15 protein-coding genes are annotated in these 19,476 nt (G+C 74.0%); 5 read left to right on the top strand and 10 right to left on the bottom strand.

All coding sequences use genetic code 11. The annotated features are described in order from the left end of the window. Positions 1-47 precede the first annotated feature (47 nt). Both ABZ953_RS33345 and ABZ953_RS33350 read right to left on the bottom strand, forming a co-directional pair. A complete protein-coding gene (locus tag ABZ953_RS33345) occupies positions 48-869 on the bottom strand; it encodes an SDR family NAD(P)-dependent oxidoreductase (protein ID WP_361732011.1) in 822 nt (273 codons plus the stop codon). Between the two features lie 14 nt (positions 870-883). Continuing rightward, positions 884-1,510 (bottom strand): TetR family transcriptional regulator, encoded by a 627-nt coding sequence (locus ABZ953_RS33350; RefSeq protein WP_361732014.1) that lies wholly within the window; start codon positions 1,508-1,510, stop codon positions 884-886. Positions 1,511-1,661: 151 nt separating this feature from the next. Here ABZ953_RS33350 and ABZ953_RS33355 point away from each other — a divergent pair, with 151 nt between their 5' ends. From ABZ953_RS33355 to ABZ953_RS33365, 3 genes are all read left to right on the top strand, one after another. Next, entirely contained in the window at positions 1,662-5,324 is a 3,663-nt protein-coding gene (locus ABZ953_RS33355) for a hypothetical protein (RefSeq protein WP_361732017.1), read from the top strand. Between the two features lie 131 nt (positions 5,325-5,455). After that, on the top strand, positions 5,456-6,442 hold the full coding sequence (locus ABZ953_RS33360; protein ID WP_361732020.1) for a helix-turn-helix transcriptional regulator: 987 nt from the start codon (positions 5,456-5,458) through the stop codon (positions 6,440-6,442). Positions 6,443-6,616: 174 nt separating this feature from the next. Further along, entirely contained in the window at positions 6,617-7,192 is a 576-nt protein-coding gene (locus tag ABZ953_RS33365; protein WP_361732193.1) for a dioxygenase, read from the top strand. 29 nt (positions 7,193-7,221) lie between these two features. Here the strand turns inward: ABZ953_RS33365 and ABZ953_RS33370 are convergent, their stop codons facing one another. The 8 genes from ABZ953_RS33370 to ABZ953_RS33405 form a co-directional block, all read right to left on the bottom strand. After that, positions 7,222-8,175, bottom strand: a complete 954-nt coding sequence (locus ABZ953_RS33370; RefSeq protein WP_361732023.1) for a GNAT family N-acetyltransferase — start codon at positions 8,173-8,175, stop codon at positions 7,222-7,224. A gap of 72 nt (positions 8,176-8,247) precedes the next feature. After that, positions 8,248-9,825, bottom strand: a complete 1,578-nt coding sequence (locus ABZ953_RS33375) for a dynamin family protein (protein ID WP_361732025.1) — start codon at positions 9,823-9,825, stop codon at positions 8,248-8,250. After that, positions 9,815-10,423, bottom strand: coding sequence for a hypothetical protein (locus tag ABZ953_RS33380; RefSeq protein WP_361732028.1), 609 nt, complete (start codon positions 10,421-10,423; stop codon positions 9,815-9,817). Before ABZ953_RS33380 ends, ABZ953_RS33375 begins: the two co-directional genes overlap by 11 nt. Beyond that, the gene (locus ABZ953_RS33385; protein ID WP_361732031.1) at positions 10,416-11,120 is read right to left on the bottom strand and encodes a hypothetical protein; all 705 of its coding nucleotides are present in this window, start codon (positions 11,118-11,120) and stop codon (positions 10,416-10,418) included. Before ABZ953_RS33385 ends, ABZ953_RS33380 begins: the two co-directional genes overlap by 8 nt. Continuing rightward, positions 11,117-13,120, bottom strand: coding sequence for a dynamin family protein (locus ABZ953_RS33390; protein WP_361732034.1), 2,004 nt, complete (start codon positions 13,118-13,120; stop codon positions 11,117-11,119). The genes ABZ953_RS33385 and ABZ953_RS33390 overlap by 4 nt, the downstream gene beginning before the upstream one ends. A gap of 64 nt (positions 13,121-13,184) precedes the next feature. Then, positions 13,185-15,476, bottom strand: coding sequence for an Hsp70 family protein (locus ABZ953_RS33395; RefSeq protein WP_361732037.1), 2,292 nt, complete (start codon positions 15,474-15,476; stop codon positions 13,185-13,187). Between the two features lie 21 nt (positions 15,477-15,497). Further along, positions 15,498-15,683: a hypothetical protein gene (locus ABZ953_RS33400; RefSeq protein WP_361732039.1), complete on the bottom strand. Its 186-nt coding sequence runs from the start codon at positions 15,681-15,683 to the stop codon at positions 15,498-15,500. After that, positions 15,680-16,261 (bottom strand): sigma-70 family RNA polymerase sigma factor, encoded by a 582-nt coding sequence (locus ABZ953_RS33405; RefSeq protein WP_361732042.1) that lies wholly within the window; start codon positions 16,259-16,261, stop codon positions 15,680-15,682. Before ABZ953_RS33405 ends, ABZ953_RS33400 begins: the two co-directional genes overlap by 4 nt. Positions 16,262-16,556: 295 nt before the next feature. Here ABZ953_RS33405 and ABZ953_RS33410 point away from each other — a divergent pair, with 295 nt between their 5' ends. Both ABZ953_RS33410 and ABZ953_RS33415 read left to right on the top strand, forming a co-directional pair. Next, on the top strand, positions 16,557-17,426 hold the full coding sequence (locus ABZ953_RS33410; RefSeq protein WP_361732045.1) for a hypothetical protein: 870 nt from the start codon (positions 16,557-16,559) through the stop codon (positions 17,424-17,426). 3 nt (positions 17,427-17,429) lie between these two features. Further along, positions 17,430-19,382, top strand: a complete 1,953-nt coding sequence (locus ABZ953_RS33415) for a hypothetical protein (RefSeq protein WP_361732048.1) — start codon at positions 17,430-17,432, stop codon at positions 19,380-19,382. Positions 19,383-19,476: the final 94 nt, after the last annotated feature.

Consider the following 19,476-nt stretch of genomic DNA (forward strand, 5'->3'; position numbering starts at 1 on the left):
CTGCTCTCTGCTTGCTTCTTCTTGCCTGCTTCTTCTTGCCTGCTTCCTCAGCGGGCCGCGTAGCCGCCGTCGACCAGGTGGTAGCTGCCGTTGATGAACGAGGCGTGGTCCGAGAGCAGGAACAGCGTGAGGTCGGCGACCTCGTCCGCGGTGCCCAGGCGGCCCTGGGGGTGGAGCGCGATCAGCTGCCCGCGCTGGGCCTCGTCGTCCTTGAGCAGCGGGGTGTCGATGAAGCCGGGGGCGACGGCGTTCACGCGGACGCCGCGGGCCGCGTACTCCACGGCGGCGGTCTTGGTCAGGCCGACGACCGCGTGCTTGGCGGCGGAGTACGCGGCGGAGCCCGCGAAGCCGTTGGTGCCGAGGATCGAGGACATGTTGACGACCGCGCCGCCGCCCGCGGCGAGAAGGTGCGGCAGCTCGTGGCGGAGGGAGTAGAAGACACCGTTCAGGTTGGTGTCGATCACGCGCTGCCAGTCCTCGACCGCGTACTCCCCGGTCGGGGCGGAGGCCCCGGCGATCCCGGCGTTGTTGACGGCCAGCTGGAGCCCGCCGAAGGTCTCGACCGTGTACTCGACGGCGTCGCGCACGGAGTCGGGGTCGGTGACGTCGACCCGTACGGCCGCGGCCCGGCCACCGCTCTCGGTGAGCGCTCGGGCCACGTCACGCGCGCCCTCTTCGTTGTAGTCGGCGACGACCACGGCCGCTCCGGCCGCGGCGAGGCGGCGCGCCACCGCGAGGCCGATGCCGGACGCGGCGCCGGTGACGAGGGCGGTCTTCCCAGCGAACTCCGAGGCGGCGCTCGTGGAGGCGGTGCTTGTGGAGTTGGTGCTTGTGGAGTTGGTGCTGGTGGAGTTGGTGCTTGTGCTCATGGTGGTGCCTGGTTTCACGTGGTGATGGTGGTGGTACGGGGTGCGGGCTCGTCGGCCAGGGCCACGAACGCCGTGTCGATGAGCTGCGGCAGAGAGGCGTGCCCGCCGGGCGCGATCCAGAACCGCACGGCGGTGCCGAACGCGCCGACCGCCAGCGAGACGGCGAGCGCCGGGCGCAGATCGCGCTCGGCGTCGAGGCCGAGCCGGTGCGCGACGATCGCCACCGACTCGGTCTCGGCCTCGTCCTGCACCCGCAGATAGGCGGGCAGCAGCGACGGCTCCGCGTGGAGCAGGCGCAGCAGGTCACCCGAGCGGGCCAGTCGGTGCCAGGCGGTCGGTTCGCCGTCCAGCCAGCTCCGCAGGGCGCGGTAGTAGGCCGTGAGCGGGCTCTCCCCGGCGGGCCGGGCGGCGAGCGCCGCGTTGATCCGTGCGTAGTCGGCGCGCAGGGCGTCGACCACGGCGTCCTCCTTGCCGGTGAAGTACCGGGAGAAGGTGCGGCGCGAGACGTCGGCGCGTTCGCTGATCGTTTCGACGGTGACCTGGTCGAGGCCGTGGGCGAGGACCAGGTCCACGGCGGCGTTCGCCATGGCCTCCCGGCTCTCCTGGACCTTGCGGGTCCTGCGGCCCTGTCCGTTGCTCATGCTTCGACTGTACTCCTCAAACTGTCCCAGTGGGACAGTTGACTCAATGGGCCATCTGGCGCACTGGGACATCTGTCACGCTGGGACACTTCCGAGAAGGGGTGCGCCTGCCGGATAATCCACGGCCTCGGCCGTCACACCGGAGGTTGCTTTGAGCGAGCGTCGACTGGGCGTGGTCCTTGTGCACGGAATCCGGTCCGGCCCGGCCATGTGGGACCCGCTGCGCCAACTCATCGCGGCCGACCCCGCGTTGGGCTTCGTGGAGACGCTGGCCTTCCGCTACGCCACCGGACTGCGGCGCTTCACCCCCACCCGGACGTTCCCCTCGTTCGACATCGCCGCCGACAGCCTGCGGGAGTACATCGATACCCGCACCGAGGCGCTCCCCCGCCTCATGGTGATCGCCCACAGCCAGGGCGGCCTGATCGTGCAGCGCTACCTGACCCGGATGCTCACCGACGGGCGCGGCAGGGATCTCGCGCGCATCGGCCGGATCGTGCTCCTCGCCTGCCCCAACGACGGCTCCGAGATCCTCATGTCACTGCGCCGCGCGTTCCTCGGGTCGCGCCACCCCCAGGAAAGCCGACTGCGACCCTTGGTCCCGGAGATCAAGTACACCCAGCGCATCGTCCTGCGTGATGTCGTCAATGCCCACGAGATCACCGCCCGCACCTGCCCCATCCCCTTCTCCGTGTACGCGGGCACATCCGACAACATCGTCACGGCCGCCTCCGCGCAGAGCGTGTTCCCCGAGGCCACCAGCCTGGACGGCGACCACTCGTCCATCGCCCGCCCGGACTCGCCCGAGCACCAGACGTACGTCTCGCTGCGCCGCCTCATCCTCAAGACCGCCGACACCGGCACCGACCCGCCCAGCGCGCCCGGTTCCCTGCCCGCCGCGGCCATCCGCGACGTGGACCGGGACGCCACGGCCCTCGGCGTCCACCGGGCCATCGACACCGCCGCGCCGCACACCGGCCTCGCGCCGCAGCCTCCGTACGTCCTGCGCGAGCACGACCGCGCGCTGCGCGCCGTCGTCTCCGAAGCGGCCGCGGGCCGCGGCAGGCTCGCCGTCCTCATCGGCGGTTCCTCGACGGGCAAGACCCGGGCCTGCTTCGAGGCGCTGGCCCTCCTCGGCCCCGAGTGGCGGCTCTGGCATCCCCCGAGCGCCGAGGACCTCGTCGCCGGGCTTGCCGCGCGTCCCGTCATCCCCCGTACCGTGCTGTGGCTGAACGAGACCCAGCGCTATCTGACCCCCTCGGCCGACGACCCCGCCGCCCGCGCCCTGCAGGAGCTGCTCGGCGCCCCCGGTCGCGGGCCCGTGCTGATCCTCGGCACCCTCTGGCCCGAACGGCACAAGGAGCTGACCGGCCCCCGCGACACCCCGGCCGCCCAGCTCCTGAAGGACCGCGAGATCCACCTGACCGACACCGGTTTCCGCAGCGCGTCCGAGGCCGAGGTCGCGGCGGCTGTGCGGAGCGATCCGCGGCTCGCCGAGGCCTTCGGCGCCGACCGGGCCCAGGCCACCCAGTACCTGGCGGGCGGCCGGGAGCTCGTCGCCCGCTACCAGGGCGGTACCGAGACGCGCGCGCTGGTCGACGCGGCCGTGGACGCCGCCCGCCTCGGCCACGCCCACGACGTCACGGAACCGTTCCTGGCCGCGGCGGCGCGGGCGCTCCTTCCGGAGCCGTACCTGCGCATGCAGGGCCCCGACTGGCGCGACACGTGGTTCCGGCGCGCGCTCGACGACGCCGGGGCGCCGTGCCGGGGCGTCCCGGGGCCGCTGACGACACTCGGCACCAGCACCGGCACCGGCACCGGCACCAGCACCAGCACCGATTCCGGCGGATCGCCGGGGGACGTACCGACGTATCAACTCGCCGACTACCTGAACCAGCGGATCTCCCTGAACCGCGCGCTGACCTGTCCGCCCGAGGGCTGGTGGGAAGCGGCCGTCCAGCACGTCCCCGCACCGCACCGCCTGCTGGACCTCGCGGAGGCGGCACGCTCCCGCGCCCGGTACCGCGTCAGCGCCCGGCTGGCGCGGCAGGCCCTCGACGCGGGCCCGTCCGTGCGCGCGTACAGCCTGCTGACGGGCCTGCACCAGGGCGCCGGGCACGCGGACGCGGCGGACGACGCCGCGCAGCGGGCGCTGGACCTCGGACACCGGCGTCCCGCACTGAAACTGGCGCGACTGCTGCGCGCGGACGGCGACTTGGCCCGGTCCATCGAGTGGCTGCGGAAGGTGGCGGACACGGCGGACGACGACGATCAGGTCCGCTGGGAGCTGAGCCTGACCCTGCTCGAACACGGCGACGTCGAGCGGGCCCTGCACACCGCGGAAGGCTTGCAGAGCTGGGAGTTGGAGCACTTCGCCGACAAGCTCGGCGCCAAAGAGCAGAGCGAGCGGCGGCTGTCGTTCGCCCGCCGTCTCGCGGCCGCGGGCAACTCCGGGGCGCTCGTCGCCGAGGCGAAGCGGCTGGCGGCCGAGGGCCGGATACCCGAGGCGATCGCCCTCCTCTCGGAACCGGAGCGACTCCACTCGGCGCTCGCGTACGAGTACCTGACGGATCTGCGCGAGGAGGCGGGCGACGCGCGCGGGGCCGAGGCGGCGGGGCGCCGCGCGGCGGTCGAGCACCGTTACGGCAAGGCCCTCAAGCGCCTGGCCAACCGGCGCGATGAGGCGGGCGACACGGCCGGTTCGGCGCGCGCCCTGCTGGCGCTGGGGTCGTGCCCCGGCTGGGAGGGGTGGTCGCTGGCCGCCGCGTCCCTCTTCTGGGCCGCCGGGGACCACGGCGCGGCGGCCGCGGCCGCGGAGAAGGCGATCGTCGGCGGGTGGCCCGTGGGCTGGGTGCTGCTCGCCCACATCGCCGACGACGTGGGGGACGCCTCCCGGAAGGCGCAGGCGCTCGCCGAGGCCACCGCGACCGAGGACGGCGACGTCTGGCGGGCACTCGGCGACTTCTACGCCGAGCAGGACCTCCCCGAGGAGGCGGCGGCCGCCTACGGACGCGCCGTCGCACTCGGCGAGCACGCGGCCCGGGGCGATCTGGCGAGCCTGTGGCAGGACGCCAAGGACCCGGCCCGCAGGGATCAGGCCATCGCGGAAGCGCTCGAAGAGGGACATGCCGAGGACCTGCGCCGCCTCCCCGGCCACTACGCCGACGCCGGGGAGCACGCCGCCGCCCAGGCCCAGGCCCTGCTCGCCGCCGAGCACGGCGACACGGGGACCGGCCTCTTCCTCGTACGCCGCCTGCTGCGCGAAGGGCATACGGCCGAAGCGCTCGATCTCGCCAAGGGGTTGGCCCGCGCGGGGGACCGCCAGGCGCTGCGTGAGCTCGCGGACGCGCTGTGGGAAGCGGAGGATCCGGCCGGGGTGATCGACACGGTCGAGGCCGACTGGTCCGTCGGGGACCCCCAAGTGCCCGAGACCGTCGGCAATTTGCTGGCCGCGTACGCGCAGACAGGCGCCGCCGCGGAGTTCGAACGGACCCTCTCGGCCGTGTCCAGCGCGCCCGCGCTGATCAGGGCGGGTGAGCTGTGCGAGGAGCGAGGCCTGCGCGCCGCCGCCGAGGCCGCGTACGAACGAGCGCGGGCGTGCGGCGACGGCCGGGCCCTGCTCGGCCTTGCCCGCCTGCACGCCGACGACCCTTCCGCGGTCCGTTCACTGCTGCACCAGGCGGTCGACAGCGGGACGCGGGGCGCGCCGGATCTTCTCGCGGCGCACTACGCCGCCATCGGCGACCGCGCGGCGGCACGGTCCGTGCGCCGCTACGGCGTCACGGACGGGGAGCGGCCCGCCGGACCCTGGTGAGTTCCGGCCGGAGCGCGTGGTACGGGCCCCGGGTTTCGGCGCAATCGCGGTCCTGTCCGGCAAGCCCTCGCATGCCAGGGTGGGGAGCCGAATGGTCCGGACCAACTGTCGGCCGATGAGGAGCTCTGCGCATGCGCGGCACAACGGTTCTGCCGGGTGAGGGAAACAACGGAGAGCCGGGCGAGGACGGCATGCCGACCCACCGGCTGCAGGTGCCGATGCCCAACGCCCTGCCGTTCGCCATCGGCACGTTCGACACCATCGGGCCCATGTCGCGTGCGTCCTTCCCGCACCGGCACACCTTCCACGAGATCGTCCACGTCACCGGCGGCACCGGCGGGCACGTCGTCGACCTGAACCGCTTCACGCTGCGGCCGCCGAACCTGTGTTTCATCGCGCCCGGCCAGGTCCACCAGTGGGAGAACGTCACCGGTCTGGAGGGCCAGGTCATCCTCTTCACCGACGACTTCCTCGTGGACCATCCCGCCGACCGGTACGTCCTGCGGACGCTCGCCCGGCGCTCCTGGCTCGACCTGCCCGAGGACGCGGCGCGCTGGACCGGGCGGCTCGTCGCCGACCTGGACGGCGAGTACCGGTCGGGGGCCCACGGGTTCCAGAGCGTCCTGCGGGCCCTGCTGCACGTCCTCGTGGTGCGGGCGGCCCGGCTCCCGGCGCCCCGGGCCGCGGCGATACCGCTCGCGCCACCCCACGCGGACGCGCCGGTCGCGCCCCCGCACTCCCGCCCCGTCTCGGTGACCGAGGACTTCGTGACGCTGCTCGGCTCCGCCGAAGGCGCCTTGCAGTCGGTGCGCTCCAGCGCGGAGCGGCTCGGCGTCTCGGTGAGCTATCTCAGCGAGGCGGTGAAGGCGTGCACCGGCCGCACCCCCGGCGAACTGATCCGCCAGACCCGCGTGCACGAGGCCAAACGGCTGCTGCTGCGCACGGAGTTGTCGGTACGTCAGGTCGCGGGCCGGGTCGGGTTCGGGGATCCGGCCTACTTCTGCCGCTTCTTCCGCCGCGAGACCGGCGCGAGCCCCGGGAGCTTCCGGCGCGGCGGCGGCGATATTCACCACGACCACCGGCTGGAGTCCATCGCCGGGCCCTCCTCCCCCGCATAGCTTCATAGCCGATCCGGAACCCACCCACCCCTTTCAGGCTCAGGAGGAGCGATGGACCACGAGATCGGCACCCCCGGCGCAGCCGACGGCGCCCCCGACGAGGACGGCACCCCAGGCCCGGTCAACGGCAGCAAGGGCCCCACCCGCAAGACCGTCCTGCGGGCCGCCGCCGCGATGGGCATCGCCGTGCCCGTGTCCCTCATGGGCGTGCCCGCCCTTGCGCGGACCGCCCACGAGCGCGGCGAGGCCATCGAGGCGACGCCGACCTGTGACGACGGCGACGACCCGACGATCCCGCAGACGGAAGGCCCGTACTTCAAGCCCAACTCCCCGCAGCGCACGTCGCTCGTCCAGCCCGGCACCCCGGGCGTGCCGCTCACCGTCACCGGCTACGTCTTCGGACTCGCCTGCAAGCCGATAGCCCGGGCCCTGCTGGACTTCTGGCAGGCGGACACCTACGGCACGTACGACAACACGGGGTTCCGCTTCCGCGGACACCAGTTCACCGACGCCAACGGCGCGTTCAAGCTCACCACGATCGTGCCGGGCCTCTACCCCGGCCGCACCCGCCACCTGCACGTCAAGGTGCAGGCGCCGGGCCGCCGGATCCTCACCACGCAGCTGTACTTCCCCGGCGAACCGCGCAACAACACGGACACGATCTTCGACGCCCGGCTGCTCATGAACGTACGGTCCGTCGGCAACCGGAAGGAGGCGGACTTCGACTTCGTCCTGAACGTGCCGCAGTAGGGCGCGGGCGGGGGTTCAGAGACAGGCTCTCAGACCGGGCGTGTCAGCTCCCATGTGTCGACGGCGTGATCGAGCGTCATGCCGTGCCGCTCGTACAGGGACAGCGCGTCGCTGCTGTTGTCGGTGTCCACGCCCAGGCCGATCCGGTCGCGCCCGAGGGCCGCGTAGTGCCCGAAGGCGTGGCGCAGGAGGTGGCTGCCGATGCCGCGTCCGCGGGCCGCGGCCAGGACACCGAGGTGGCCGATCCAGCCCATCGACGGGCGGTCGTTGTGGGTGCGCAGGACGGCGGCGTCGCCCACGCCCTCGACGTGGGCGACCCACATCAGGGACCAGTCGACGCGCTCGGCGTCGATGTCGTCCAGCCACTGCGCGTACGTGCGCGGCTGGTGGTCGAAGTGCTCCTGGAACGTCTCCTGGAGCAGGGCGTGGGCGCGTCGGCGGTCCTCCTCGGCGAGGCAGGTGCGCAGTGCCACGCCGGGCGGCGGCACGGGCGACTTGTCGGCGTCCGGGCTGATGTGACGCTCCATCACGTTGTAGCGGCGCACGGTGCGCCAGCCACGCTCCCGCAGTGCCCGCGGGTCCGTGGTGGGCTCGGCGGTCAGGTGGAGGTGCACGACCGCGCGGGTCGCGCCGTTGGCCGCGGCGCGCTCGCCCGCGCGGGCCTCCATCAGGTCGAGGAGGTGCAGGGCTCCCTGCGGGCGGCCGGGCAGGACGTAGTGGTCGATGTCGATGCGCTCGCCCGCTGACTCGTCCCACAACAGTCCGTACCCGACGAGCAGGTCGCCGTCGAACAGCAGCCAGGAGTCGCGGTCCAGGTCCACCTCGGGGTGCTTCAAGTCACTTTCGACGAAGGACAGTTCGGTGTCGGCGCGGCCGATCTCCAGCAGATCGACCTCGTTCAGGAGGGCGCACACCGCCGCCGCGTCGGCGAGCGTCGCCGGGCGCACGGTCAGGCCGGGGGGCGGTACGAGGGAGGTGGTCATGGCTCCACTCTCCGGTGACGGGGATCCGGCTCGCAACGGAGTTTCCGCGGGGGGGGGCCGGGCCGCCGGGCGTCATGCGTACGGGCCCGGCGCGCCGTACCGGCCGGGACCGGCGAGGCGGCCGACCAGCACCTCGTAGGAGCGCCGGACGACCTGACAGGCACGCCGTGTCGCGCCCGAGTACGTGGGGTCGGCCGTCAGAACCGCCCAGTGCGTGAGGCGCTCGCGGGCGCGGGCGAGCAGGTCCGGGCCGTGCGCGTCCGCCGGAAGGTCGAGGAGTACGTGCGGGTCGTGCCCGTACTCGCCGGTGATCCGGAGCAGGTCGGCCGCGTCGGACGGCTCCAGGAGGACGGCGCCGCTGTAGTGGCCGCGCAGCACGGCGAGTTCGGCGAAGGCGTGCTCCGCGTGCTCCAGGCGCGTGACGGCCGCGGCGGCGCCCCGCAGGGTCGCGCGCGTGCGCGCCGAGCCCCCGTCGAGGTCCGGCAGGGCGCGCAACTGCCGCACGGCGCGCGCCAGTTTGACCAGTTCGGCGCGGTGCCCGAAGTGGTCGGCGAGGAGGGCGCGGAAGTCCGCCAGGCCGCTGACGCGGTACAGCTCGGCGCCGAGCTCCGCGCGGGTGTCGGCGCCCGCACGGATCAGCCCGGCCGCCCGCACGATGCCGTAGCCGCCGAAACGGCCGTGGAGCGCGCGGCGGCGGGCGGCGCGGACCGGCACATCGGGCATCTCCCCCGCCGCGAACTCGGCGCCGAAGTACACCCGGTCCGCGAGGTCGGACGGGGGCAGCGCGGCGAGGGCGGTCAGGTCCGCGACGTCCTCGTCGGTGCAGCTGCCCGCGGCCGCGCCGACCAGACTCGCCAGCGGGCACAGGTCGTAGAGCAGCCGCCGGGCGCCCGCGGCCTCCATCAGGCGCCCGGCCACCCGGCGCCCCTCGGCGACCGGATCGTCGTGGGCCGGCCAGAACAGTTCGACCTTGGTGAGCGCGCCGACCGTGGTGACGGGCCCCGCGCCCCCGACGCCCGCGCCCCCGTCCGCGCCCGTGAAGTCGCGCAGGAGCTCCTCCTCCGACGACGCCAGGCCGCGCGCGAAGACGAGGACGAGCGCGTCGGCCTTGGCGGCCTGGCCCAGCGTCGCCGCCCGGACGTCGCCCTCGTCGAGGGCGAGGAACCGCAGTGTGTTCGCGGAGTCCTCGCCGAAGTGCGAGTCCAGGCCCGGGGTGTCGACGAGGTCGAAGGCGCGCAAGTAGGGGTGCGGGTCGGTGATCTCCAGGTAGTCGATGCGGCGCAGCAGCGCGGCGAGTTCGGGGGTGCCTCGCGCGCGCACGGTCAGTTTCTCCAGCTCGTCGATGTCGCGGCGCTGCGGCGGCGTGCCGTCGGTGAAGTGCACGGTGAGGGTCCGGGACGGACCGTGCCGCAGCCAGTTGACGTTGTACGTGAGCTCCTCGACGCCCGTGGGGACGCGATCACCGCCGAGCAGGGCGTTGGCCAGGGTGGATTTTCCCGAGCTGACCCGGCCGACGAGGGCGATGCGCAGCGGCGCCGCGATCCTGGCGCGCTGCTCGGCCAGCATCGCCCTGGCCCGGTCGAACTCCTCGGACATGCCCAGGAGTTCGTCCGCCGCGACGAACGCGGCGTCCGCGCGGTCATGGAGCACCGGTGTCCTCCGCGGGGCCGAGCGCGGTGCCGAGGAAGTGGGCGAAGAACTCCGGTCCGAGCGCCCGGTAGTACGGTTCGAGGCCCGGTTCGAGCAGCGTGCGCAGCAGGGCGGAGAAGCGCGCCCCGCGGGCGAAGGGGGTGCGCGCGGCAAGGTGGTCGCAGAGGTCGTCGTAGAGCGCGAGGAGCTCGCCGCGGGCCGCGCGGTAGTCGGCGACGGTGCCGCTCACGGCCGCGTGCGGGAAGCTCCCCGCCGGTTCGGGGCGGTCCGGCACGGGCCACGGCCGGGTGAGGCGCAGGTCCACGTACTCCATGGGGCGGCCGGTGGCGCGGTCGAGGGTGACCGTCGCGAACGGCGGGAACAGCTCGGCGCCGCCGCCGGTCCGCGGGCGCATGCCGAAGAGCGGCACGCGCAGACAGATCCGGCCCGCGTCGCCCGAGGCCGGACCGAGGCGCAGGGGCACGGGCCAGCCGAGGCCGGACTCCATGGGGGCGAGCTGCCGGAACAGCGGCATGCGGCGCAGGCGTACGAGGAGTTCCTCGGTGCGGACGGGGGCGGGTCCGCGGGACTTCGGCGGGCTCGCGTACGGATCAGGCATGGCGGCTCCCTCCGGCGGTGACCGTGAACCGGCCCGAGTCCTCCCAGGCGGCGAGGAACTCCCGCTCGGGCGCTTCGAGGCCCGCCCCGTCCGGGCGGCCGGGATCGTTGAGGATCACTTGGGGGTGGTCGGGGTCGTCGCGGTCGATCCCGATGACCTGGACCACGTGGTCGGCGCCCTGGTCCGGCACTCCCATCCGGTCGGCGAGCTGCTGGCTCTCCGGGTCGGCGGCGAGGATCTCGTCGCCGTCGACGGCGACGAGCACGCCCGCACCGTCGGAGAGCGCGGACGCCAGGCCGTCCAGGGTCTCTCCCTCGGAGCGCTCGACGGGCACGCCGTAGTGCTCCAGGAGATTGCCGACGTCGTCGATGGGGGTGCCGCCGCCCGGCCGGTACCAGCCCTCGGCCTCGGCGACGGCGACCAGCTCCTCCTCGGTGTGGTCGACACCGGTGAACCGGTCGATCAGGAACTCCTGGCCGACGACGGCACATGTGTCGTGGGCCTGCTGCTCGTGCCAGCGGGCGATGTCCTCCGGGGCGGCGGTGGCTTCGGCGGTGTCCGCGTCGGGGCGGCCGAACAGGTCCGGGCCCGGGCCCGGGTCCGGCTCCGTGAACTCCGGCTCGGCGTGGGCTGCTTCGGGCTCCGCGTGGTGGGCTTCGTGGCCGTCGTCACCGTCGTAGCCGTCGTGCTCGGTCATGCGTCCGCCCACCCGCTGTCGTCGTCCCGGCCGCCGCGCTCGCCGTCACCATCTCCATCACCATCAGCGTCGGCGCCACCGGCGGCGGGCCCGTGCTCCGCGTGCCCCAGCGCCGCGGTCTCCGCACGCAGCGCTTCGGCCTTCCTGCGTACGTCGAGGAGCGGGGCCCGCCGCTGCCGCAGCCGGGTCGTGCGCTCGGCGGCCTGGGCGCGGGTCGCCGCCCGCGCGCCGTTGATCCGGGCCAGGGATTCCGTCACGCTCTCGTGCTCCTGGCGGATCCGGCTGTCCAGCTCCGTCATGACGGCGGCGATCAGCTCGTCGGTCATCTCGGCGACCGCGTCCTCGATGTGCCGCTGCTGGGCGGCGCGCAGCGGAGCCAACTGGGTCTGCAAGCCGTTGCGTTGCTGCTGCCGGTTGCCGTGCCGGGAGGTCCGGATGGCACTGGCGAGACCGATGCCCGCTCCGACCAGGGCCCCGATGGCGGCGCCGATCGCACTGCCAGGACCCGGGCCCGCGAAGCTGCCGATCACGAAGCCCATGCCCGCGCCCGTGCTCGTACCGAAGGACGTCTCGCGGACGGCCCGCATCCCGGCGCCCGGGGCCCGGTCGTCCCCGAGACGGCCGGTCACCTTCAGCGGCGGCACCGGCGGGTCGGGCAGCGCGCCGACCTTCTGCTCGGCGAGGTCGAGCCCGTGCGCCGAGCTGAACTCCCGCAGAATGCGGGCCGACTGACGGCGCGCCAGTTCGTCGACGCTCGCGACGACGGCGGTGGCGTCCGAGGAGAGCTGGCCGACGAGCCGCTCGGGGGCGGCGAGGAACATGTCCCGGAAGAGGTAATCGGTCTGGAAGGTGTTCCACACCCGGTCGATGCCCTCGCGGCCCTTGCTGCGCAGCCCGCGGCCGAGCGCGTTGAACTGCCGCCGCAGCTCCGCGCGCCAGGCCGCCTCGCCCTTCCCGAGGCCCGCGAGACGATTCTTCTGTAGCTCCAACTCCTGTGTGAGCCGGGCCAGTTCGTCCTCCGTCTGCTGGGCGAGCACCTCGAGTTCGGTCTCTACGGGACGCAACAGCGCGAGCGCCGCGCCGTCGAGGTCGGCCAGCGCGCCGCCGAGGAGGAGCTTGGCGCGCCGACGCTCCAGGGCCTGCCACAGCAACGCCTCCAGGGCGGGAAAGTTGCTCAGCCGCAGATGGCGCTCGCTGCCCGACTCCAGGGCGCGCAGCTTGGCGAGGCTCGACACGGCGACGAGCGGCAGTTCGGCGGCGCGGCGCCCGGTGACCTCGGCGAGCTTGGCGACGGTGTTCTCTCGGATGCCCGTGCTGTCGGTGGGCACGTCGGTCTTGGTGAGGACGAAGAGGATGCCGTCGATGTCGTCGGTGACTTTGGCCGCCTCGGCCGCCTGGCGCAGGAAGACCAGTTCGCTCTCGGTCAGCGGCTGCGTGGCGTCCGCGACGAAGAGCAGGGCGTCCGCGGTCGGCAGGAAGGCGGACGTCACGGCGGTGTGCTCGCGGTAGACACCGCCGACACCCGGGGTGTCCACGACGTGCACGCCGGAGGCCAGTCTGCGGTTGGGCGTCTCGATCTCCACGAGCAGGGCCCGGCGCATGTTGTGCGGGTTGCCGCCCTCGGTGGCGTAGTCCGCGATCTCGGCACGGCCGATGGCGCGCCTCTCCACCTCACCTTCCCCGTCCTGGCCCGCCCGCTCGCCCTCCAGGACGACGGTGATCCGCTCCGTCTCGCCGTACCGCACCGTGGTCACGAGACGGGTGGCGTACGTCGTGTCCACCGGGAAGAGACCGGGATCCTCCAACAGGGCGCCGAGCAGGCTGGACTTGCCGCGCTTGAACTCGCCGCAGACGACGACGGTCAGTCCGCCGTCCCGCAGCCGTTCGCGGGCCGCGCCGAGGCGCCGTACCGTCTCGGCGGCCTGCTGTTCCTCGGCCGCGCGCTCAAGCCCCCCGAACAGACCGAGCACCTGGTCCCGCAACGCGTCGTACGTACGCATGGCCCTCCCCTTCCGGCGTTCCGCACCTTCGATCCGGGGCGGGCCCGGAATGTTCCCGGGCACCTCAGTCCGCGGTGTCCTCGCGGGTGAGGGCCCAGACCCGGGCCGTCCCGTCCTGGCAGGCGGTGGCGAGGCGGCGCCCTTCGCCGCTGAGGCAGACGCCGGTCAGCGCCTCCGGGTGCTCGATCTCGCACAGCACGCGGCCCGTCGGCACCGCCCTGACCTGGGTCCTCCACAGTGCGGGCGCCACGGCGAGTACGCTGCCGTCCGCGCTGAGCGAGACGCTGTTGACCCCCGCGCCGTGGTCCGCGGTCAGTTCGCGGACGCGGTCCCTGACCTGCCACACCTGGACACGGCCGCTCTGCACCCCGAGGGCGAGGCGTTCCCCGTCGGCGCTCAGCGCCACACTGTTCACCGGGGCGCCGAAGGGGATCGACCACACCTCACGCCCGTCGGGCACGTACCGGACACGGCATTCGCCGGTGCGCTCCCCCGACGCGAGCCACCGGCCGTCGGCGCTCAGCGCGAGGGAGAGCACCCAGCTCTCGTGCCGGAAGGTGGCGAGACGGCGGCCCTGCCGGACGTCCAGGACATGTACGGTCCCGTCGTCGGACCCCGAGGCGAGCCAGCGCCCGTCCGCCGTCAGGGCCAGGGCCCGCACCCAGTCGCTGTGCGCCGAGGCCACGACCGCACTGTCGTCGCCCCGGTCCAGGCGCACCCTTGGGGCCCGCGACCCGGAGGCGACCAGCGTCCCGTCCCCGCTGAGCGCCACGGCCAGGACGGGCTCCGGATGGCGGACGGTCATACGGTCGCGGGCGCCCGCCTGTTCCCGTACGCGCACGGTCCCGTCGGCGGCGCCGATGGCCAGCCACTGTCCGTCGGCCGAGAGCGCGACGGCGGTGATCTCCGCGTCCGGCCGCTCGGGGCGGACCTCGCGGAGCAGGCTTCCCCGGGGGAGCCAGGCGGTGCTGCCGCCGTCCCCCGGCCCCGGGGGTGGGGGCGCCGGGCCGCCCACCGTCACCAGCCAGTCCCCCGACACGATCGTCTGCCCCACCGCCGCGTGCCACGCGACGATCCGCCCGGGGCGGTCGTCGGCGCGCAGCTCCCACAGGCTGCCGTCGGACGGGCGGGCCAGGGCGAGCGCCCGGCCCGGCGGGTAGGGGGCGCCCGGCGCGTGCAGCCACTGCACGAGCTCCGCCGTGCCGCCGGGCAGCTGCCAGCTCAACGGCCGCTCGCCGCGCGGGCGTTCGGCCGGGGCCAGACGGCGTTCGCCCGCGTATCCGGCCCAGTGCGCGGCGCCCTGCGCCACCGCGAGCTCGGGATCCTCGACGGAGCGCAGTGGGCGGCCGAGCGCCTGGTGGACCAGGTCGGCGACGGCGGGCATCCGCGTGGTGCCGCCGACCAGGAGCACCGCGTCCACCTGCTCCATCGTCAGTTCGGCGGCGGCCACCAGGTTCCGGCAGCAGTCGACGGTGCGGGCGAGGAGGGGAGCGACGATCTTGACGAAGCGTTTGCGGTCGAGCTCGACGACGACGTCGGTCGAGCCGAAGACGTCCTCGACGTAACTGTCCGCGCTCAGCTGGTGTTTGAGTCCGCGGGCGAAGTCGCCGAGCTCCAGGGCGTTCCTGCGGGCCGCCGTGCGGGCGGCGGCCGTCTCCGTCGGCGGGCGCAGCAGGGCCGCCATCCCTTCGCCGCCGCGCTCCCGGATCTCGGCGATCAGCAGGGCGTCGATGTCACTGCCTCCGCAGTCGTCGAGCGCGTCGTGCCCGAGGACCTCGTGGCTGCCTCCCGCACGCAGGCGCACGAGGGCCGCGTCGAAGGTGCCGCCGCCGAAGTCGTAGACGAGGAGGGTCTGCCCGGGTTCCACGGGCTTCCCCGCCACCGGCGCGTACGCCGCCGCGGCCGGTTCCGCGAGCAGTTCGACGGCGGTGAAACCGGCCGCCCGGCCCGCCCGCAGCATGACCTGCCGCCGGGGGTCCGCCGGTCCGTACGCGGCGGGGACGGTGAGCACGGTCCGCTCGACCGGCGCGCCGGTCAGCCGGGTCGCCTCGGCGCGGAAGGCGGTGAGCACCTGGGCCACGAGGTCGCCCGGCGCGAACGAACGTGTCCCGAGCGGGATCGGCGCGTCCTGCCCGATGTCCCGCTTGAACTCGCTGCGGTAGAGCTCGGGGCGCACCTTCTTGCGGTGCTCCGCCGGGGTCCCGACCAGCAGGGTGTCGTCCCGCAGGCAGACGGCTGTCGGCCAGGCCCACGAGCCGGTGGAGTGCTCCTTCAGGAGCCGTATGCCGTCGGCGGTCAGCAGCGCGGCCGAGGACGCGGACGTGCCGAAGTCGATGGCCAGGACGGGCTGTTCCATGGTGCTTTCCCCCGCTTCCGGTCACTCTGCGCTGCCCGCGGCGCCTGTCGCGGCCGCCACCATCCGCTCCCAGTCGGCCTGCCGCCACGCGTCGTCCGGGACGCTCCCGATGGCCGCGGAGAGCCGGTGCAGCAGCGGGGCCGGTCCGGCGCGGTCCGGGTCGACGTCGGGGTAGACCGTCATGTCGGCCCACTCCTCACCGCTCACGGCCGCCCTCCCCGCCTCTCCTCCGGCTCCGGGCCAAGCAGGACGAGGAGCGCCTGGCGGGCCCGGGAGATACGGCTCTTGACGGTGTTCAGCGGGATGCCGAGGATCTCGCCGACCTCCGCGTAACTGCACTGCAGGCACTCGCGCAGCACGATCGCCGCACGGAACTCCGGGGGCACCCGGTCCAGGGCATCCTGCACCGACAGGGTCGTCACGACCCGTTCGGCGACGGCGGGCACGTCGTACACCTCGTCCGGCAGGTCGAGTCCGGCCGGGCGCGGCCGCGCGGCGCGGCGCGCCACCTCGGCGAGCGCCGCGTTGACGGTGATGCGGTACAGCCAGGTGGAGAAGCGCGCGGTGCCGCGGAAGCCGACCAGGCCGCGCCAGGTGCGCGTCAGCGTCTCCTGCACGGCGTCGGCCGCGTCCTCGGGGTTGCCGGTGACGCGCAGGCACACGGCGTACACCTTGGCCCGGTGGCGGCCCGCGAGCTCCGCGAACGCCTCCCGGTCCCCGGTTCTGCAGCGTGACACCAGCTCGGTGTCCGAAACCCGTTCCAGCGTGCTGTGCGTCAGGTCCACGACGCATCACCCGTCCCCCGAGAGCGACCGCGCGAGCCACCTCCTGCGGAGCGCGGCCGGTCCCACGGTAGGGCGGCTTCCGCGCCTGCTCCGCCCGCTCGGGCCCGACCGACTCCCAAGTCGTCCCGTCGCAGTATCCGGCGCCCGGGGCATACGCGTAGGCCATCCGGTCCCGCGGGGCGGGCCGGGAACTTTCCGGCGCCCGCGACGGTCCGAAGTCGGCAGGGTTCCGGGGATCCGCGGGGTCCCGGGGTCCCGGGGAGCTGAGCGTCCCGGTGAGCGGAGGGAGCATTCGATGGCGTACGCCGAGGCCGGTCTCGCCGAGCTGTTCGCCCGGCACCGCGACGAAGTGCTCCCGCGCCGCGAGCGGTTGTCGGTGCGCGAGGCCACTCAGGAGACCGGCGCCCTCCTCGACCGGCTGCACGAGCGGTGGCTCGACCAGGCCGACCGCCCCTCGCGGGAGAGGTGCGACGCGGTCCGCGACGCGCTCGCCGCCCTCCGCATCGCCGTCGGGCACACGCTGCGCGGCGTCCTCGTGCACGCGCCCGGGGGGCTCGGCACGCCGTACTCCGGCACCCCGCGTCCCGCCGCCGGCCGGCCGCGGCACGCCCAGTCCTCGAACCGATTCGTCCGCTTCCTGCGCGGCGAGGCCGACGCGGGGCCGCCGTCCTGGCCCCCTCCCCCGCCGCCGCAGCCCGTCGTGTCGAAGGACCGGCTCCTCGACGCCCTCGGCCACGCCCTCGAAGCGGTCGACCGGTCCTTCGGAGCCCTGGCGGCCGAGCCCGCGAAGGCCCCCGCGTGGGACGAGGACGAGGACCTCGTCGAGGTCCTGCACGACCTCCTCACGGCCGCCGTGCGCGGCAGCCCCGACCTCGCCCTCGCCAAGATCACCGCCCTGCGCGACAAGGTGCGGCTGCAGCGCGGCATCGAGGCGATCGGCTACGACCCGCACAATCCCGCCCACGACGCCCGGCTCTTCGAGTTCGCCGCGCCCGCGGTCCCGGGCGGCCCCGGCCGCTGCCAGGTCCCCGCGCTGGTCCACGGCACCCACGTGCTGCGCCGCGGCACCGTCCTCCCGCTGCCCGCCGCCGACGTTCAGCCGCCCGCCGCCGACCTTCAGCCGCCGCATCGTCCCCGTCTACCGCCACCCACCGAGGAGGGCTGACCCGTGACCGACCCGGCCACCACCATCGTCATCGGCTTCGACCTGGGGCACGGCGAGACCGCCCTCGCCTCGGCGCACGCGGACCGCACCGCGCCGCCCGAGATGCTCGACCTGCCGGGCAGCCGGGCGCGGCGGCACATCTCCGCGGTGCTCGACCACCCCACGCTCGGCGTGCTCGTCGGGGAGAGCGCCATCACCGCGCGCGAGGGCAGCCCGTACCTCGGCTTCAAGAGTCCGGACCTCGGCAGCCCCGAAGTGGCCACGCCTCTGCGGCTGTTCGTCACCCGGATCGTCGCGGACGTCCTGGACACGACGCCGCCGCGCCCGGGGCAGGAGCTGCGCTGGGTGTTCGGCACACCCTCCGGCTGGCCGCCGGAGACCCGCCGACGGTACGCGAAGATCCTCTCCGAGCTCTGCCCCGGCCACGTGGAGGTCGTCTCGGAGTCGCGGGCCGCCCTGCTGTACGCCCGCGACTCCGGCGAGGTGTCCGGCTCCGCGCACCGGGTGACCGGCTCGGTCCTGATCGTGGACAACGGGGCGTCGACCCAGGACTACACCTATGTGTCCGAGCACAGCGGACGCCCCGTCGACCACGGGAACATCAGGCTCGGCGCGGCGCTGATCGACAAGGAGATCTACCGCCGCCTCGTGCTCCGCAGCCCGCAGCGCCCGCTCCTCGAAAAAACCCTCGCGATCTCGCCCGCCCAGTCGCGCTACCTCGAACTCCTGTGCCGCAGGGCCAAAGAGGAGTACTTCAGGACGGACCAGCAGCAGCTCGCGGTGAACCCGAAGAACCGCATCGGCGTGATGGAGACCATCGAGGCGGTCGACGGCGAGGAGATCATGGTCGACATCCGCCTCTCGTACGCCGACATGCAGGAGGTCCTTGACAGTCCCCGCCCGGAGCTGGGCGGCCTGACGTGGCGGGATGCCTTCCGCAAGGACCTCGCCACGGTCCTCGGGAACCTCCCCGCCCCGGCCGGTCTTGTGCTCCTCACCGGCGGCCCGTCGCGGATGGCCTTCGTGCGCGAGATCTGCCGTGAGCTCGTCGCCGATCCGGACCGGGTGGCCCTGGGCGGCGAGCCGGAGTTCGCCATCGCCCGCGGTCTGGCCCTCGCGGGCCGCACCTCGGTGCGCACCGCCGGGTTCCGCGCGGCGGTCGAGGAGTTGCTGCACAGCGGGGTGGTCGAGGAGATCGCGCGGGAGCACCTGCCGGAGCTCGCGGCCGCCCTCGGCACCGCTGTGGCGGGCGGGGTGACGGAGCGCCATGTGATCGGGGCCTTCAAGCGCTGGCGCGAGCGCGAGTTCGTGACGCTGCAGGACATGGCGGAGCGGGTGGCCGCGGACATCGCCGAGGAGCTGAGGGACCCCGCCAACCCGCGCCTCAAGCAAGTGATCGCCGACTGGCAGAACGCCATCGCTCCCGAACTGGAGCAGCTCACCCGGCCGTTGGCGGAGCGCTGGCGGCTGCCCGCCCACGCCCTGGAGCTGCCCGAGGTGAGCGTCACGGGCGCGGGCGAATTCGATGTCCAGGTGGATCTGGGCGCGGCGACCGGCATCGTGGAGAACGTGGCACGCGTGATGAACGTCGCCGTCGCCACCGTGGTGGCGACGGTGCTGTTCGGCGCGGGCACCGCACTCATCGCCACGACGGGGCCGTTCGCGGTCCTGGTCACCTTCGGCGCCGTCTGGTGGGGGGTCAAGCTCGGCAGGGACGAGATGATGCGCAGGATGCGTACGGCCGACTTCCCGATGTGGGTGCGGCACGCCAGGTCCGAGGCCTCGCTCGCGGCGAAGCTGCGCGGGAAGTCCGCGGAGGCGGAGACCGAACTGGCGCAGAAGATGGCGGACCAGTTCCTGACGGACACCGGCGACACTCTGGTGCGTGACGTATCGGCGGCCATCGCCGCGCAGCTCAGGGCGCTCGCGGACGAGGCGGCGCTGGAGATCTCCTGAACCTGAACCTGAACCCTGATACCGCCCCGCCCCGCCCGCGCCCCGCCGTGGGCCGTGCGGCGCCGTGGGCCGTGCGGCGCCGTGGGCCGTGCGG

The sequence above is a fragment of the Streptomyces sp. NPDC046465 genome, assembly GCF_040646035.1.
Taxonomy (GTDB): domain Bacteria; phylum Actinomycetota; class Actinomycetes; order Streptomycetales; family Streptomycetaceae; genus Streptomyces.

Bases quoted from the DNA above. Each gene is read 5' to 3' on its own strand.
- ABZ953_RS33395 (WP_361732037.1), bottom strand. From the start codon at position 15,476: ATGGAACAGCCCGTCCTGGCCATCGACTTCGGCACGTCCGCGTCCTCG.
- ABZ953_RS33390 (WP_361732034.1), bottom strand. From the start codon at position 13,120: ATGCGTACGTACGACGCGTTGCGGGACCAGGTGCTCGGTCTGTTCGGG.
- ABZ953_RS33350 (WP_361732014.1), bottom strand. From the start codon at position 1,510: ATGAGCAACGGACAGGGCCGCAGGACCCGCAAGGTCCAGGAGAGCCGG.
- ABZ953_RS33370 (WP_361732023.1), bottom strand. From the start codon at position 8,175: ATGACCACCTCCCTCGTACCGCCCCCCGGCCTGACCGTGCGCCCGGCG.
- ABZ953_RS33385 (WP_361732031.1), bottom strand. From the start codon at position 11,120: ATGACCGAGCACGACGGCTACGACGGTGACGACGGCCACGAAGCCCAC.
- ABZ953_RS33380 (WP_361732028.1), bottom strand. From the start codon at position 10,423: ATGCCTGATCCGTACGCGAGCCCGCCGAAGTCCCGCGGACCCGCCCCC.
- ABZ953_RS33345 (WP_361732011.1), bottom strand. From the start codon at position 869: ATGAGCACAAGCACCAACTCCACCAGCACCAACTCCACAAGCACCAAC.
- ABZ953_RS33365 (WP_361732193.1), top strand. From the start codon at position 6,617: ATGGGCATCGCCGTGCCCGTGTCCCTCATGGGCGTGCCCGCCCTTGCG.
- ABZ953_RS33360 (WP_361732020.1), top strand. From the start codon at position 5,456: ATGCGCGGCACAACGGTTCTGCCGGGTGAGGGAAACAACGGAGAGCCG.
- ABZ953_RS33410 (WP_361732045.1), top strand. From the start codon at position 16,557: ATGGCGTACGCCGAGGCCGGTCTCGCCGAGCTGTTCGCCCGGCACCGC.